We start from the raw sequence: 15,456 nt of genomic DNA on the forward strand, positions 1-15,456 counted from the left end.
CCCGGCCCGGTGTCGGTGCCGGGTCGGTGCGGGGCGCGCGGTGGACGCGGGAGGCGGGACGCCGGGCACCGGACGGGCGCCGGAGGATCTTCCGTGAGGAAGTTGAGAAGTTCCTGGGAATGCGGGCCGTGGTGACGTCGGTCATGGACAGGGGTGGCCGTGGACCCAAGGGTGGGGTGCGACGGAAGGAGCTCCCCACGGTGGAACGGACTGCGACGGCCGGCGCCGCGGACGCGTCGGCGCGCGCGGGCGCACCCCTTCCGGCCGGGGAGTCCCGCCCGCCGCCGGACGCGCCCCTGCCGGCCGGGGAGGCCGGCCCGCCATCGGACGTGCCCCTGCCGGCCGGGGAGGCCGGCCCGCCGCTGGACGCGATGCCCCGGCAGCGGCCCCGGGGCACCCGGTGCTCCGAGTCCGTCGTCCGCGCCGCGGCGGGGGAGCGGTGGCCGGACCCGCCGGGCCGGCGCGGGCGGCCCGTGCGCGAGGGGGCGACGCGCGGGCGGTCCCCGCGCGAGCGGCCGGTGGGCCGGTGGGCGGTACCCCGGCCGGTACGGCTCATGCCGCTGTGCGAGCCGGTGCGGTCGCCGCTCCGGCTGCTGCCCGGCCCGGCCGGCACCCCCTTCACCTTCGGGTACGCGCTGCTGCTGACCGTCACCTCGCTGGTCGCCTCGTACGCCGACCCCGCCGTCGTGGACGCGCTGCACCAGGGTTCCAGCACGGACGTCGCCCACCTGGTGCGCGCGCCCCTGCTGGTGCTGCCGGCCAGCGCGCTGTGGCTGGCGGGCGGTCCGCTGTCCCCGTACGCCCTGTGCCTCCTGCTGGTGCTCACGGCGCTGGAGCGCCGGATCGGCGGGCCGCGGACGGCCGGGGTCTTCCTGTTCGGGCATGTGGTGGCCACGCTCGCCACCGAGGTCCCGGTCGGGCTCGCGGTGCTCGCCGGCCGGCTGCCCGACTCCTCGCTGCACCGGCTCGACTACGGCGTCAGCTTCGGTGTCGCGGCCGCGGCCGGGGCCCTCGCGGGGCTGCTCCGCCCGTGGGCGCGGTGGCCGCTGCTCGCGGTGTTCGCCGGCACGGCCGTCAGGGACCTGCTGACGTTCGCCGACCCGATGACGAGCTGGGGGCACCTGATCGCGGTGGCCCTCGGCGTGGCGACCTGGCCGGTGGTACGGCGCCGGGCGCGCCCGCACGCCGCTGCCCCGGGGCACGCCGCCCTGGGTCCGCCGGCGTCCTCCGGCTGAGGAACGCGGCCGGCCTCATCGCTCCGCCGGCCTGCGGGCTCCGCCTCCGGCCGGACGCCGCCCGGCCGGGAACGGCCCCCTTTCCGCCGTACGGGAATCACCCCCTTCGCCGTACGCGTTTGCCTCCCCAGAGGCACCCGGCGTACGCCCCGGACCACCCCGTACGCCCCGGACCACCCCGTACCGCCCGCCCCGCACCCGCCCCCTTCCCCGCCGCCACCACCTGATCGCTCTCAGCGAACAACCGTTGGGGAACATTCAAGGACTCACGAGCATTGAGTCGGCATAGCTCAACTTGACTGCCGAAGGGGAGATCATGGCTGCTGAGTCCACGGCGTTCACACCGCTCGTCCTGCCTGTGCTGCCGCTCGACGACGAGGTCGTGCTGCCCGGGATGGTGGTTCCGCTGGACCTGAGCGACTCCGAAGTGCGCGCCGCGGTCGAGGCCGCCCAGGCCGCCGCCCGTTCGGAGCCCGGAAAGCCCAAGGTGCTGCTGGTGCCGCGCATCGAGGGGACGTACGCGAGGACCGGTGTGCTGGGCACCGTCGAGCAGGTCGGCCGGCTGGCCGACGGCGACCCGGGCGCCCTGATCCGGGGCCGCGGCCGGGTGCGCATCGGCGCCGGGACCACGGGCCCGGGCGCCGCCCTGTGGGTCGAGGGCACCCGGGTCGACGAGAGCGCCCCGGACCCGCTGCCCGGCCAGGTGGCCGAACTGGTCAAGGAGTACAAGGCGCTCGCCACCGCCTGGCTGCGCAAGCGCGGCGCCTGGCAGGTCGTGGACCGTGTGCAGGCCATCGACGACGTCTCCGCGCTGGCCGACAACTCCGGCTACTCGCCCTTCCTGACCACCGAGCAGAAGGTCGAGCTGCTGGAGACCACCGACCCGGTGGCCCGGCTGAAACTGGCGACCCAGCAGCTGCGCGACCACCTCGCCGAGCAGGACGTGGCCGAGACCATCGCCAAGGACGTCCAGGAGGGCGTCGACAAGCAGCAGCGCGAGTTCCTGCTGCGGCGCCAGCTCGAGGCCGTGCGCAAGGAGCTGCGCGAGCTGAACGGCGAGAGCGAGGGCGAGGAGTCCGACGACTACCGCGCCCGCGTGGAGGGCGCCGACCTGCCCGAGAAGGTCCGCGAGGCCGCGCTCAAGGAGGTCGACAAGCTGGAGCGCGCCTCCGACGCCTCGCCCGAGGGCTCCTGGATCCGCACCTGGCTGGACACGGTCCTCGAGATGCCGTGGAACGAGCGGACCGAGGACGCCTACGACATCCGGGGCGCCAAGGCGGTCCTGGACGCCGAGCACGCGGGCCTGGAGGACGTGAAGGAGCGCATCACCGAGTACCTGGCCGTGCGCAAGCGGCGCGGCGAGCGCGGCCTGGGCGTGATCGGCGGCCGGCGCGGCGGCGCCGTGCTGGCCCTCGTCGGCCCGCCCGGCGTGGGCAAGACCTCGCTGGGCGAGTCCGTCGCCCACGCGATGGGCCGCAAGTTCGTCCGCGTCGCCCTCGGCGGCGTCCGCGACGAGGCCGAGGTGCGCGGCCACCGGCGTACCTACGTCGGCGCGCTGCCCGGCCGGATCGTGCGCGCCATCAAGGAGGCCGGGTCCATGAACCCGGTGGTCCTGCTGGACGAGATCGACAAGGTGGGCTCCGACTTCCGCGGCGACCCGGCCGCGGCCCTGCTGGAGGTCCTGGACCCGGCGCAGAACCACACCTTCCGGGACCACTACCTGGAGGTCGAGCTGGACCTGTCGGACGTGGTCTTCCTCGCCACCGCCAACGTCCTGGAGGCGATCCCCGAGGCCCTCGCGGACCGTATGGAGATCGTGCGCCTGGACGGCTACACGGAGGACGAGAAGGTCGTCATCGCCCGTGACCACCTGCTTCCGCGCCAGCTGGAGCGGGCCGGTCTGAGCCGGGACGAGGTGGCGATCGACGAGGGCGCGCTGCGCCGGCTGGCGGGCGAGTACACCCGTGAGGCGGGCGTGCGCACCCTGGAGCGGTCCATCGCGCGGCTGCTGCGCAAGATCGCGGCCCAGCACGAACTGGGCGAGCGCGAGCTGCCGTTCACCGTCACCGCGGACGACCTGCGCGACCTGATCGGCCGGCCGCACCACGTCCCCGAGTCCGCCCAGGACCCGGCTCAGCGCCGTACGGCCGTGCCGGGCGTGGCGACGGGTCTGGCGGTGACCGGTGCCGGCGGTGACGTGCTCTTCGTCGAGGCGTCCCTGGCCGACCCGGAGACGGGCGCGGCGGGGCTCACCCTGACCGGCCAGCTGGGCGACGTGATGAAGGAGTCCGCGCAGATCGCGCTGAGCTTCCTGCGCAGCCACGGCGCCGAACTGGAGCTGCCCGTGGGCGACCTGAAGGACCGGGGCGTGCACATCCACTTCCCGGCCGGCGCGGTGCCGAAGGACGGCCCGAGCGCGGGCATCACCATGACCACCGCGCTCGCCTCGCTGCTCTCGGGCCGCCTCGTCCGTACGGACGTGGCGATGACCGGCGAGGTGTCGCTGACCGGGCGGGTGCTGCCGATCGGCGGGGTGAAGCAGAAGCTGCTCGCCGCCCACCGCGCCGGGGTGACCACCGTGATCATCCCCAAGCGCAACGAGCCCGACCTGGACGACGTCCCGGCGGAGGTGCTGGACAAGCTGGACGTCCACGCCGTCACCGACGTCCGCCAGGTCCTGGAGCTGGCGCTCACGCCCTCGACGAGCGGCGCGGCGCCGGAGGTTCCGGTCGCTGCGTGACGGAAGCGGCCGGATGAGGGAAGGCCCGGGTTTTCGTGAGGGAGGCCCGGGCCTTCCCCATGCGCGCCCGCGGAGGTCGCACGCGTCCGTGGAAGGCGTACGCGTCCGCGGAGGTCGTGCGTGCCCGCGGAGGTCGTACGCGTCCGCGGACGCCGTGGGTGCCTGCGGACGCCGTGCACCCGCGGACGGGCGTCAGCCGTTGGCCAGGGCCTGCACCCGGTCCAGCGCCCCGTTGAACTTGTCGTGGTCCCCGACCGTCGGGCCGGACGAGGTGTACTGCCACATCGTGTAGTAGCCCCAGCCGGCGGGCAGGGTGCCCGGCGTGGAGGCGTACCGGGCGATCCACAGCGGGTTGCTCGCGGCGAAGCCGCCGTAGTTGCCCGTGCACTGGGTCCACCAGCTGGTGGCCGTGTAGATGACGGCGTCCCGGCCGGTGCGGGCCCGGTAGGTGTTCAGGAAGTCGGCGATCCAGCCGACCATGCCGCTCGCCGACTTGCCGTAGCAGGCGGCGCCGTAGGGGTTCCACTCGATGTCGAGCACGCCGGGGAGGGTCCGGCCGTCGCGTGACCAGCCGCCGCCGTGGTCGGCGAAGTAGTTGGCCTGGGCGGCTCCGCTGGTGGTGTCCGGGGTCGCGAAGTGGTACGCGCCGCGGATCATGCCCACGTTGTAGGAGCCGTTGTACTGCTGGGCGAAGTAGGGGTTGGTGTAGTACGTGCCCTCGGTCGCCTTGGTGTAGGCCCAGCGGACGCCGCTGCTCCACAGCGTCGGCCAGGCGACGTTGCCCTGGTGGCTGCTGACGTCGACGCCCTCGGTCTGGGCGGCCGCGGCGACGGTGGGCGGGCCGGAGTTGCCGCCCCGCGCCGGGCCGTCGTGCGCCGCGACGCCCATGCCCATGTACGCCGAGCCGCGGGCCGGGGCGGTGGCGGCCGAGGCGGGCAGGGCGAGGAGGAGGGAGAGCGCGGTGAGCAGGGCCGCCACGGCGGCCGGCCGCCGGACGCGGACCGCCGTGGATCTGCGGGATCTGCCGTACCTGTCGGATCTGCGCACGGGCATGACGTGCCTCCGAAGCTCGGTGGTGCACGGTGGGGGGAGGTGCGGGCATGCCCGCTCGCGCCGCTGGGGAGGGCGGGCCGTTCGCCGGCGTACGGACCACGGCGATCTGGCGTGGGCATGCCATCAGTTGCCTGATAAAGAAGCTACGCACGTAGATGGGGGCTGGGAAGGGGGTCCGGTGTCCGCCGTTGGTCTACGCCTGCGAAATACTGACGGAGCTGCGGCGATGGCTGCGCCTGAAGGAAACTTTCAGGAACGGGAAACTCGAGGCAGGGGCTGACGTGCAGGAAGACGCGAAAGGCGACGGGCGCGAGGCCGCGCCCCGCCCGTCGCCGAGTGGGCCGGACCGGCCGTTCCTGGACCTGGAACGGGAACTGACGGTGCTGCTGCGGCGGGCCCGGGCCAGCCAGGGGGAGATGGCCCGCGAGGTCCACCCCGACCTGGAGTCCGCCGCCTACGGGCTGCTGGTCCGGCTCGACGAGTGCGGAGGCCGGCGCGCCACGGAGCTCGCCGCCTACATCGGCGTCGGCAAGGCCACCATGTCCCGCCAGCTGCGCGCCCTGGAGGAACTCGGCCTCGTGGCACGGGAACCCGACCCCGCGGACGGACGGGCCTGGCTCATCGCGCTCACCGAGGAGGGCCGCCGCCGCGTCGGCCGGGTCCGCGAGGCCCGCCGCGCCCGCTATGTGCGCCAGCTCGCCCACTGGGACCGCCGCGAGGTCGCCGAACTGGCCCGCCTGCTGCACGAGCTGAACGCGATCGCGGAGCGCTAGGCGCGTTGACCGCGGAGCGCGGGGGCGCGGAGCGCCGGGGTACGGAGCACTTGGGCGCGAAGCGCCGGGCCGCCGAGCGCTCGGACGAGGAGCGCCGGGTCACGGTGCGCCGGGCCGGGAACGCCGGGGCCCGACCGGGCCGCGGAGCGCCCGGGCCGTGAAGCGCCGGGGCCCGGAGCCCGGCTCAGCACTGGACGAACACCGCCGTCGCGTCGTCGTGCGTCTTGCTGCGCCCGAGGAACCTCCGCTCCTCGCGGTCGGCCTCCTCCAGCGCCCGTACGCGCCGCACCAGGGCCCGCGCCCCCTCCTCGCGCAGCAGCTTCACGCACCGCGTCCAGTCGCCCTCGCCGAACTTCTCCACCCAGCGCGCCGCACCGTCCGTCAGCGCGGCCAGGGCGCGGACCTCGCGGCGCGGCACGGAGCCCGTGACGGCCCGGCCGGCCACCGCCGGGTCCGCCGCCGCGGTGAAGAAGCCGCCCTCCTTGTTGCGGATCTCCGCGTCGATCAGCGCGTCGGTGGCCAGCGAGGCCCGGGGCAGACGCGCCAGCCGGTCGTCGAGCACCGGGGTCACCACCCCCTCCGGGGACTCCAGCAGGAGCACCGAGTCGGACAGGACCAGGTACTCCGCGCCCTGCCCCGACCAGCGGGCCATCGCCACGGTCGCCTGCGGCGTGCGCGGGTGAGAAAGGTCACAGGTGGAGGCGTGTGCCGCCGCGGTCCGCGCGATGGCGCGCGACAGGACCTCCGGCAGCGTCAGATCTGGGCAGGAAACGGTCAGTTCGGTCAGCGCGCCGCCGAGCCGGGCGGTGAACCAGGGCACGGAATGCAGACAGCCCGTCCCGGTCCTCGGCGGAGTCACCCCGTCCAGGACGACAAGGCAACCGCCCTGTCCAAAAGCGGGCAGCGCGACGCTCGCGAAGTCCTCGTTGGGGTGCTCCGGCAGGCCGGGTTCCGAAACAACGTCAGTGCGCATCCGGCCAGTCTGCACGAGGCCTTCACACGGTGTGCGAACGGCTCCCGGGTGACCCGGAATTGACGCAGCGACGCAGGTCAGACGCCTGTTTTGGGGTGGAATGACGCGCTCGGGGCAGGCGTGGCGGCGAATACTGCCAAAGCCTGCCGCAGACGTCCAACCGGCCCGCCGCGCGGGGCCGTCGCGCCCGCCGCGAGAACTTGCCCGCCAACTCTCCTCCGATGTTCACTCCTTCGGGTGGCCGGTCGGACGATGCGGGACCACCGCCCACCGGCACTGGGAGGGTCGGGAACCGACGCAGGTCTCCCCCCGCTCGAGAGCGGTCGAGAGCTCGGGGGAGGGTGTACGCCTGTCGCACCAGTCGACGGGCCGTCACCCGGGCCCATGAGTACACGAGTACAGGAATGCGAGCACCGGTGCAGAAGACGCGGCCTCGGCGCACAGGCAAGCAGACGGCCTCCGGGGGCCCCGAGCCCACGCCCGGCACGTCCCCCGTCCCCGCCGCCACCCCCGTGGGGAAGGGCCGTCCCACCCATGTGCGCAACCGGCTCATCGCCGCCGTCGCCGTGGTGGCCGCGGCCGTGGCCGGGGCCGGCGCGCCCTCCGTCATAGCCGCCTCCGGGCAGCTCGGCGACTCCCAGGACCTGGTGACCCTCGCCGGGCAGACCCAGGACGCGCTCAGCCTCGCCCACGCCCTCGCCGACGAGCGCGACGAGGTGACCTCCTACGTCGCCGCCGGCCGCCCCAAGTCCAAGGCGCCCTCCGAGCAGCGCAGCACACGCGTCGACCGCCAGGTCGACGAACTGCGCGCCGACACCGACACGCCCGCCTGGCTGCGCTCGGACCTCGACGGCATCGCCGCCGTGCGCCGCGCCGCGCTCACCGGGCAGTCCACGGCCCTGCAGACCCACCAGGCGTACTCCGCCGCCATCGCCGAGCTGCACAGGCTCGCCGAGCAACTGGCCGCTCAGCTGCCGCCGCGCGCCGGCTCCGGCGGCCACTCCCTCGCCGAGCTGGACACCGCCGTCCAGCAGGCCGCCGCCGCCCGCGGACTGCTGCTCGCCGCGCTGAACGTGCCGCGCTCCACGCAGACGGTGATCAGCCCGGTCACCGGCCTGCCCACCACGACGACCACCTCCTCGGCCGCCGGCACCAAGCAGCGCAACGCGCTCAGCGCCGCCGCCCAGCAGGCCCGGGTGCGCTCCGACGCCGCCCTCGCCGGCTTCCGCGAGACGGCGCCCGACGCCGCCCGCGCCTCCTTCGACTCCACTGTCACCGGGCCCGAGGTCGACTCCGCCGAGAAGTACCTCGCCTCCCTCACCGACCAGCCGGAGCTGTCCGACCGCGACCTCGGCACCAGCGTCAGCAAGGCCGAGGCGGCGCTCAGCGCCCGGGTCGACCGGATGCGCGGTGCGGAATCGTCCCTCTACGACCACCGCACCAAGGACCTGGCCAAGCTCCGTGACGACGATGTCACCGCGCTGGAGCTGCGCATCGCCCTGCTCGGCGCGCTGCTGCTGCTCGCCATCGGCACCGCCACCGCCCTCGCCCGCACCCTGACCCGCCCGCTGGCCGTACTGCGCCTGGGCTCGGCCCGGCTGGCCGGCGCCGCGGACGCGACGGCCGAGGAGCCCATCAAGTTCACCGGCCGCAACGACGAGTTCGCCCAGGTCGTCCGCTCCGTCAACGCCCTGCACGCGCAGGCCGCCGCCCTCGCCGAACGCGTCGCCACCCTGGAGACCGACCGCAAGCACCTGGTCGGCCAGCGCCAGAAGATGGCCGACGCCCGCGAGGAGCTGCGCGCCGAACTCGCCGGCTCCGCCGCCCAGCTGGAGCGGCTGCGCGCGAGCATCGGCGGCACCTTCGTCAACCTGGCGCTGCGCACCCTGGGCCTGGTCGAGCGGCAGCTCGCCGTCATCGAGAGCCTGGAGGAACGCGAGCAGGACCCCGACCGCCTCGCGACGCTGTTCAAGCTGGACCACTTCGCCACGGTCATGCGCCGGCACAGCGAGAACCTCCTGGTGCTGGCCGGCACGGAGCACGTCCAGCAGCACGCGGGACCGGTCCCGCTGGTCGACGTCGTCCGCGCGGCGGTCAGCGAGATCGAGCGCTACGAGCGTGTCCGCATCGCCGCCCTGCCGCCGCACGCGCACGTGGCCGGCTTCGCCGCGGACGACCTGTCCCACCTGCTGGCCGAGCTGATGGAGAACGCCACCGCCTTCTCCCCGCCGGACCAGCCGGTGGAGGTCTCCGGCTGGCTGCTGGAGAACGGCGCGGTCATGCTCTCCGTCCAGGACGAGGGCATCGGCATGGCCGCCGAGCGGATGACCCGCCTCAACGCACGCCTGGCCGAGTTCGACCCCGAGTCCCCCTACGACCAGGAGGGCGAGGACGGCCTGGGCCTCGGCCTGTACGTGGTGGCCCGGCTGGCCCACCGGCACGGTGTGCGGGTCCAGCTGCGCGAGCAGAAGCAGGGCGGCACGGCGGCGGTCGCGGTGCTGCCCCAGTCGCTGCTGGCCGCCGCGCCCGACTCCGCCGCCCCGGCCGCCGCCCCGGTCTCCGGCGACACCAGGACCTTCTCCCTGCCCGGAGCGGACGCCGAGGCCAACTCCAACGTCCTGCCCACGCGCAAGAAGGCCGCCGACCCCCTGGTGGCCCTGGCGGAGCAGGCGGTACGGCAGTCGCAGGAGGCCGACGACGACGGGACCCCGGGCACCGCCCGCGCCGAAGGGGCCGCGGAGACCGGGACCGGGGAGCCGGCGGAGACCGCCGGAGCCGGCGAGACGGCGCGGACCGCCGGAGCGCCGGACACCGGGCAGGCGCCCGCGCCCGAGGCACGGCGGCCCGCTCCGCACGGGGACGTGGACCAGGACGTGGCCCCGGACCGTGACGCGGACCCGGACCGGGACACGGACGCGGCCCCGTCCCACGAGTCCCCGGCCGAGACGACGATGGAGCTCCTGCTCCCGCCCCGGCCCGGCGGCACGGCGCAGGTCGTCGCGCCCCGGTCCGGCGAGGCGGACGAACAGGACCGCCGGGACGCGCCGGCCGCCCACGACGAACACGCCCCGCAGACCCCCCACGCCCCGCAGACCCCCCAGACCCCCCAGCCCCGGCAGCAACCACCCGCCCCCGCCGCCGCAGCCCGCGCCGGCGGCCCGGACGGGTCCACCCCGGCCCCCGCCCCGGCCGAGGAAGGCGGCGCCAAAGCGGTGCTGCCCGCGCAGGCCGGGCCGGGGGCCGAGACCGTGCACGAGCGGCCCGCCGAGGACGAGGAGGAGCAGCTCACCGCCAAGGGTCTCCCCAAGCGCACGCCGAGGATCACCGCCCCCACCCAGGCCCCGCGCCAGCGGACCGGCTCGGTCGACGCCGAAGCCCTCCGGCGGCGACTCGGCGGATTCCGCCGGGGCGCCGAGGCCGGCCTGCGCGCCGTGGAGGCGGAGATCGCCGACAGGACGGCCGGGAACGAGCGGCCGGCCGGCCGCACCCATGCCGAGGAATCCACGGGGGGCACAGTCGAGGAGGCAAGCAGTTGACCGCGCCCAGTACCTTCGGACTGAGCAGTGAGGCCCGCAATCTGCACTGGCTGCTGACCAACCTCGTCGAGGAGGTCCCCGGCATCCAATCGGTCGCCGTGGTCTCCTCCGACGGCCTGCTGCTCCTCTCCTCCGACCCGGGACGCATCGCCGAGGCCCGGGAGAACCGCGGAACGGCGCGCACCGGCCCCCGCGGCTCGTCCGCCGACCTCGCCACCATCGTCTCCGGCATCGGCAGCCTCACCGTCGGCGCCGCCCGGCTGATGGACTCCGGCGCGGTGAAGCACACCATGGTCGCGATGGACGAGGGCAGCCTGTTCGTGATGTCGATCAGCGACGGCTCGCTGCTCGGCGTGCACGGCTCCGCCGAGTGCGACATGAGCGTCGTGGCGTACCACATGGCGCTCTTCGTGGGCCGCGCCGGCCATGTCCTGACGCCCGAACTGCGCAGCGAGCTGAGGAAGTCCCTGGAGTCCGAGTCGGCGGGGAGTCAGCGATGAGCAGTGCGATCAGCGGGGCCGCGAGCGGTCCGTACCGGAAACAGCTCCCGGTCCGCGGCGGCGACCGCAAGCCCGCCCGGGTCCGCCCCTACTCGCTCACCGGCGGCCGTACCCGCTTCGGCCACGTCCTCCTGGTGGAGACGTTCGTGGCCGCGCTGGAGGCGCCCGAGGAGCGCAAGGAGCTGACGAATGGTTCCCTCACCACCCGGGTCATGCCGGAGATGCGGGCCATCGTCGAACTGTGCCGCCGTATGCGCACGGTGGCCGAGATCGCCGCGCTGCTGAAGATGCCGCTCGGCGTGGTCCGCGTGCTCCTGAGCGATCTCGCGGACCAGGGAAAGATCCGTGTGTACGGAACCGGGACCGGTCACGGCACCGGCCGTCCGGACCGCGCTCTGCTGGAAAGGGTGCTGAGTGGACTCCGCCGTCTCTGACGCCGCCGGCGTCGCCCCGCTCGTCGTCGAGACCGACGAGGAACCGAAGTCCTGGCAGACGGACCGCACCCGCGCCCCGATCGCCACCAAGATCGTGGTGGCGGGCGGCTTCGGCGTCGGCAAGACCACGCTGGTCACCGCCGTCTCGGAGATCACGCCGCTGCAGACCGAGGCGCTGATGACGGAGGCGAGCGAGGACACCGACGACCTCACCGCCACCCCGGGCAAGCTGACCACCACGGTGGCCATGGACTTCGGCCGCATCACGCTCGACGACGACCTGGTGCTCTACCTGTTCGGCACCCCCGGCCAGCAGCGCTTCTGGTTCATGTGGGACGACCTGGTGCGCGGCGCGATCGGCGCCGTCGTCCTGGCCGACACCCGCCGCCTGAAGGACTGCTTCCCGGCGCTGGACTACTTCGAGAGCTGCGGGCTGCCGTACGTCGTCGCCGTCAACCACTTCGACGGCACCGAGCTGTTCGAGCCGGAGGACGTGCGGGAGGCGCTCACGATCCCCCCGCACATACCTGTCATGATCATGGACGCGCGGCGCCGTATCTCGGTGGTCGAGACCCTGCTGGCCCTCGTGGCCCACGCCCTCGAGGAAACCCCCGAGTGACCGGGTGACCGCCCGAGCAGTCCCTGACGCCGTCCAGAAGTCCTAGGAGGCACCACCCGCATGCGCAAGATACTCGTCGTGGGGGCCGGCCAGTCCGGCCTCCAGCTCGCCCTCGGCCTCCAGTCGCACGGGTACGAGGTCACCCTGATGTCCAACCGGACCGCGGACGAGATCCGCTCCGGCCGGGTGATGTCGACGCAGTGCATGTTCCACACGGCACTCCAGCACGAACGCGACCTCGAGCTGAACTTCTGGGAGTCGCAGGCCCCGAGGATCGAGGGGCTCGGCGTCTCCGTCGCCGCCCCCGGCTCCTTCGACCCGGGCCCCTCGCAGCGCGCGATCGACTGGGTGGGCCGGCTCGACGGGTACGCGCAGTCGGTCGACCAGCGGGTGAAGATGGCCGGCTGGATGGAGACGTTCGCGCAGCGCGGCGGCCAGCTGGTCATCCACGGCGCGGCGGTCGGCGACCTCGACTACTTCTCCCGCGCCTACGACCTGGTGCTGGTCTCCGCGGGCAAGGGCGAACTGGTGTCGATGTTCGAGCGCGACGCCTCCCGCTCCCCGTACAGCGAGCCGCAGCGCGCCCTGGCCGTGGCGTACGTGCACGGCCTCGGCCCGCGCCCGGAGCACCCGGACTTCGACGCGGTCCGCTGCAACCTGGTGCCCGGGGTCGGCGAGATGTTCATCATGCCGACGTACACCCTCTCCGGCCGTGCCGACATCCTGTTCTGGGAGGGCATCCCCGGCGGCCCGCTCGACGTGTTCAACGGCGTCAAGGACCCCGGCGAGCACCTGCGCCTGACGCTGGAGCTCATGGAGAAGTTCCTGCCCTGGGAGTACGCGCGCGCCACGGACGTGGAGCTCACGGACGCGGGCGGCACCCTCGCCGGCCGCTACGCCCCGACCGTCCGCAAGCCGATCGGCCGGCTGCCCGGCGGCGGCCTGGTCCTGGGCGTGGCGGACGTGGTCGTGGCCAACGACCCGATCACCGGCCAGGGCTCCAACTCGGCCTCCAAGTGCGCCGCCGCCTACCTCGCCTCGATCCTCGAGCACGGCGACAAGCCGTTCGACGAGGCGTGGATGCAGCAGACGTTCGACCGCTACTGGGCCACCGCCCAGCACGTCACCAAGTGGACGAACGCCATGCTCGCCCCGCCGCCCGAGCACGTGCTGAACCTGATCGGCGCGGCCGGTCAGCTCCAGCCGGTGGCCGACCGCTTCGCCAACGCCTTCAACGACCCGGCCGACTTCGAGAACTTCTTCTTCGAGCCGGAGAAGACCGAGGCCTATCTGGCCGAGGTGACCGGAGCGCCGGCCGCGTAGAGGCCCGCGTCCGGGCCGTCCAGGGCGCCCGCGGGGAGCTTCGGCGGCGTGTACCGCCGCAGGGGCTCCCCGCCCGGGTCGGGCCGTACGGCCCCCAGCACCGGGTTGGCGGCGATGGGGGACACCTTGACCTTGGCGCCGGGCCGCGGCGCCTGCACGACCATGCCGTCGCCGAGGTAGAGGGCGACATGGGTGGCCTCGGGGAAGTAGACGACCAGGTCGCCCGGCCGCAGCCGGTTCAGCGGCACGTGCGGCAGCCGGGCCCACTGCTCCTGACTGGTGCGCGGGATGGGCGTCCCGGCGTGCCGCCAGGCCTGGGCGGTCAGCCCCGAGCAGTCGTACGCCGCCGGGCCCTCGGCGCCCCACTGGTAGGGCTTGCCCAGCTGCCGTACCGCGTAGCGCACCGCCCGGTCGCCCTCCTGGGTCGGCGGGGTGCCGGCGCTGAGCGTGCCGGAGGCCAGGAACCTCTTCTGCGCCTCGGCGATCCCGTTCTTCTCGAACTCGGCGAGCGCCGCCAGTTGCGCGGCGCTGAGCGAGGCGAGCAGCCTCTCCACCTCGTGCAGCCGTCCGCGCACGTCGTCCCGGGCCTGCTGCTGCCGCCGGGCCAGGGCGAGCCGGGTGTCCAGCGCCTTGCGGGCCTCGCGGGCGAGGTCGTCGGCCTTCTTCTCGCTGCCGGCCAGCCGGCTCACCGTCCCGGCCCGCTCCCGCGCCAGCTGTCCGATGACGTGGCCCTCCTCCAGCGCGTGCTGCGGGTCGCGGGCCAGCAGCAGCCGGAGGTAGGGGGACAGGCCGCTGCTGCTCTGGTACTGCTGCCGGGCCAGCTGTCCGGCCGCCGCGCGGCTGCCCCGCAGGGCGAGCCGGGCGCGGGCGAGGTCCGCCCGCAGCCGGTCGCTCTCGGCGCGCTGCTTCTTCAGCTGCTCGGCGGTGGCGTTGTAGGTCTCGGTGGCCCGCTCGGCCTGCCGGTACAGCCGCTGAAGGTCCGTCAGCAGTGTGGCCACGGAGGGCTGTCCGGGCTGGGGCGGGGGCGGCACGGCCGTCGCGGACACCGGTACGAGGGCGGCCTGTGCCGCCACCGTCGCCGCACCCACCAGACGGAGCATCCGTCCTGACACGTCATCACCTCCGGTCGCGGAGCGGTGTTCCCGCTCCTCACCGAGAGGATTCGACGTATGAGCCGACTGGTGTGCCGATTGTGCGCCGTACGGCGCAACGCGGTCACCCGCCGGTGTCCTCCGGCTTGCCGCCGGGCCGCTTGCGGGGTCCGGATCCCGACCACGGCCACCTCGGCCGGACGCCCTTGCCGCCCTTGCCGCCCTCCGGGTCGTAGGCGTACTTCCAGCCCTGCCGCAGGCCGAGCGTCCGGCTCTGCCCGCGCGGCACCCGCCGGTAGACCAGCACGGTCGGCGGGCCGCCGGCCGCGTCCGGCACCGGGATGCGGTACGTCCTGGGCGGGTGGCCGGTGGGGCCCACCAGCACGGGCAGCACCCGGCCGTCCATCGGCCCGCCCTCGAAGGGGGTGTCTTCGCTCTTCACGCCACCAGTGTCAGCCATCCGCCGGGGACAGGGCGCGGGCCACCAGCGCGGCGGTCTGCGCGTCCCGGGCGGCGGTCACGGTCATCACGGCCACGAACTGCTCCACCAGCCAGTCCCGCAGCTCCTCCACCGGCGGCTGCTTGCCCTCGTCGAGCCAGATCAGCGAGGCGGCCTCCACCGCCGTGATCCACATCCGCACGGTCATCCGCAGCCGCGGTCCCGGGTCCGCCACCTCCAGATGGCTGAGGATGCGCTCGGCGGCGGCCCGGCGCACCCCGTCCACGATGGCCGTGGTCCGCGAGGTCTCCACCACGCTGCCGCCCTGGAGCAGCGCGGAGAAACCGGCGTCGTGCTGGTCCACGAAGGTCAGATAGCGGTCCAGGGCGCGGGCGAGGCGGGGCAGCGGCGGCCCCTCGTGCGGCTCGTCGAAGCACAGCCGCAGCTCCTCGGCGGCCGACCGGAGCGCGGCCTCGTACAGCTGCTGCTTGCCGCCGGGGAAGTACCGGTACACCAGTGGCCGGGAGACGCCCGCCGCCTCCGCCACGTCGTCCAGCGAGACGTCCTCCGGCGCCCGGTGCGCGAAGAGGGACAGGGCCGCTTCGAGCAGCTGGGCGCGCCGTTCCTCGACGCTGAGTCGGCGGTAAGCGGGGGTGGGCGCGGCAGGGGTCATGTCCGGCAGCGTAATCGCCGCCCGCCCGGCCCACCCACGTCGAGAGGCCGGGGCGCCGCCGCCCGGG

At 74.4% G+C, this 15,456-nt stretch carries 13 protein-coding genes; 8 read left to right on the top strand and 5 right to left on the bottom strand.

Going from position 1 to position 15,456, the window contains the following annotated elements; translation table 11 throughout:
- Positions 1-200: 200 nt before the first annotated feature.
- Positions 201-1,235 (top strand): rhomboid-like protein, encoded by a 1,035-nt coding sequence (locus tag ACI2LW_RS19650; RefSeq protein WP_404732476.1) that lies wholly within the window; start codon positions 201-203, stop codon positions 1,233-1,235.
- A gap of 316 nt (positions 1,236-1,551) precedes the next feature.
- The gene (gene lon, locus ACI2LW_RS19655; RefSeq protein WP_404732477.1) at positions 1,552-3,975 is read left to right on the top strand and encodes an endopeptidase La; all 2,424 of its coding nucleotides are present in this window, start codon (positions 1,552-1,554) and stop codon (positions 3,973-3,975) included.
- Between the two features lie 192 nt (positions 3,976-4,167).
- Here the strand turns inward: lon and ACI2LW_RS19660 are convergent, their stop codons facing one another.
- On the bottom strand, positions 4,168-5,028 hold the full coding sequence (locus tag ACI2LW_RS19660; RefSeq protein ID WP_404732478.1) for a lysozyme: 861 nt from the start codon (positions 5,026-5,028) through the stop codon (positions 4,168-4,170).
- Positions 5,029-5,309: 281 nt separating this feature from the next.
- On the opposite strand from ACI2LW_RS19660, the gene ACI2LW_RS19665 reads away from it, so the two are divergent.
- The gene (locus ACI2LW_RS19665; RefSeq protein WP_404732479.1) at positions 5,310-5,801 is read left to right on the top strand and encodes a MarR family winged helix-turn-helix transcriptional regulator; all 492 of its coding nucleotides are present in this window, start codon (positions 5,310-5,312) and stop codon (positions 5,799-5,801) included.
- A 184-nt stretch (positions 5,802-5,985) separates the two neighbouring features.
- Here ACI2LW_RS19665 and ACI2LW_RS19670 read toward each other — a convergent pair whose 3' ends face one another.
- A complete protein-coding gene (locus ACI2LW_RS19670) occupies positions 5,986-6,774 on the bottom strand; it encodes a protein phosphatase 2C domain-containing protein (protein WP_404732480.1) in 789 nt (262 codons plus the stop codon).
- A gap of 416 nt (positions 6,775-7,190) precedes the next feature.
- On the opposite strand from ACI2LW_RS19670, the gene ACI2LW_RS19675 reads away from it, so the two are divergent.
- The 5 genes from ACI2LW_RS19675 to ACI2LW_RS19695 are packed head-to-tail and all read left to right on the top strand — an operon-like array spanning position 7,191 to position 13,186.
- Complete coding sequence (locus tag ACI2LW_RS19675; RefSeq protein WP_404732481.1) at positions 7,191-10,310, top strand: nitrate- and nitrite sensing domain-containing protein; 3,120 nt, start codon at positions 7,191-7,193, stop codon at positions 10,308-10,310.
- Positions 10,307-10,810: a roadblock/LC7 domain-containing protein gene (locus ACI2LW_RS19680; protein WP_404732482.1), complete on the top strand. Its 504-nt coding sequence runs from the start codon at positions 10,307-10,309 to the stop codon at positions 10,808-10,810. Before ACI2LW_RS19675 ends, ACI2LW_RS19680 begins: the two co-directional genes overlap by 4 nt.
- Positions 10,807-11,244 carry a DUF742 domain-containing protein gene (locus tag ACI2LW_RS19685; protein WP_404732483.1) on the top strand — a complete coding sequence of 146 codons (438 nt, stop codon included), beginning with the start codon at positions 10,807-10,809 and terminating at the stop codon, positions 11,242-11,244. Before ACI2LW_RS19680 ends, ACI2LW_RS19685 begins: the two co-directional genes overlap by 4 nt.
- On the top strand, positions 11,225-11,863 hold the full coding sequence (locus ACI2LW_RS19690) for a GTP-binding protein (RefSeq protein ID WP_404732484.1): 639 nt from the start codon (positions 11,225-11,227) through the stop codon (positions 11,861-11,863). The genes ACI2LW_RS19685 and ACI2LW_RS19690 overlap by 20 nt, the downstream gene beginning before the upstream one ends.
- A 60-nt stretch (positions 11,864-11,923) precedes the next feature.
- Positions 11,924-13,186, top strand: a complete 1,263-nt coding sequence (locus tag ACI2LW_RS19695) for a styrene monooxygenase/indole monooxygenase family protein (protein WP_404732485.1) — start codon at positions 11,924-11,926, stop codon at positions 13,184-13,186.
- Here ACI2LW_RS19695 and ACI2LW_RS19700 read toward each other — a convergent pair.
- The 3 genes from ACI2LW_RS19700 to ACI2LW_RS19710 all read right to left on the bottom strand — a co-directional run bounded on the left by ACI2LW_RS19700 (position 13,150) and on the right by ACI2LW_RS19710 (position 15,389).
- On the bottom strand, positions 13,150-14,298 hold the full coding sequence (locus tag ACI2LW_RS19700; protein ID WP_404732486.1) for an NlpC/P60 family protein: 1,149 nt from the start codon (positions 14,296-14,298) through the stop codon (positions 13,150-13,152). The genes ACI2LW_RS19695 and ACI2LW_RS19700 overlap by 37 nt on opposite strands.
- A 103-nt stretch (positions 14,299-14,401) precedes the next feature.
- Positions 14,402-14,737 carry a hypothetical protein gene (locus ACI2LW_RS19705; RefSeq protein WP_404732487.1) on the bottom strand — a complete coding sequence of 112 codons (336 nt, stop codon included), beginning with the start codon at positions 14,735-14,737 and terminating at the stop codon, positions 14,402-14,404.
- On the bottom strand, positions 14,730-15,389 hold the full coding sequence (locus ACI2LW_RS19710; RefSeq protein ID WP_404732488.1) for a TetR/AcrR family transcriptional regulator: 660 nt from the start codon (positions 15,387-15,389) through the stop codon (positions 14,730-14,732). The genes ACI2LW_RS19705 and ACI2LW_RS19710 overlap by 8 nt, the downstream gene beginning before the upstream one ends.
- Positions 15,390-15,456 lie beyond the last annotated feature (67 nt).

Source organism: Streptomyces sp. NPDC004065, assembly GCF_044903565.1.
In the GTDB taxonomy this organism is placed as follows: domain Bacteria; phylum Actinomycetota; class Actinomycetes; order Streptomycetales; family Streptomycetaceae; genus Streptomyces.

Coding starts and splice junctions, on each gene's coding strand:
- lon (WP_404732477.1), top strand. CDS start 1,552: ATGGCTGCTGAGTCCACGGCGTTCACACCGCTCGTCCTGCCTGTGCTG.
- ACI2LW_RS19660 (WP_404732478.1), bottom strand. CDS start 5,028: ATGCCCGTGCGCAGATCCGACAGGTACGGCAGATCCCGCAGATCCACG.
- ACI2LW_RS19670 (WP_404732480.1), bottom strand. CDS start 6,774: ATGCGCACTGACGTTGTTTCGGAACCCGGCCTGCCGGAGCACCCCAAC.
- ACI2LW_RS19685 (WP_404732483.1), top strand. CDS start 10,807: ATGAGCAGTGCGATCAGCGGGGCCGCGAGCGGTCCGTACCGGAAACAG.
- ACI2LW_RS19695 (WP_404732485.1), top strand. CDS start 11,924: ATGCGCAAGATACTCGTCGTGGGGGCCGGCCAGTCCGGCCTCCAGCTC.
- ACI2LW_RS19705 (WP_404732487.1), bottom strand. CDS start 14,737: ATGGCTGACACTGGTGGCGTGAAGAGCGAAGACACCCCCTTCGAGGGC.
- ACI2LW_RS19710 (WP_404732488.1), bottom strand. CDS start 15,389: ATGACCCCTGCCGCGCCCACCCCCGCTTACCGCCGACTCAGCGTCGAG.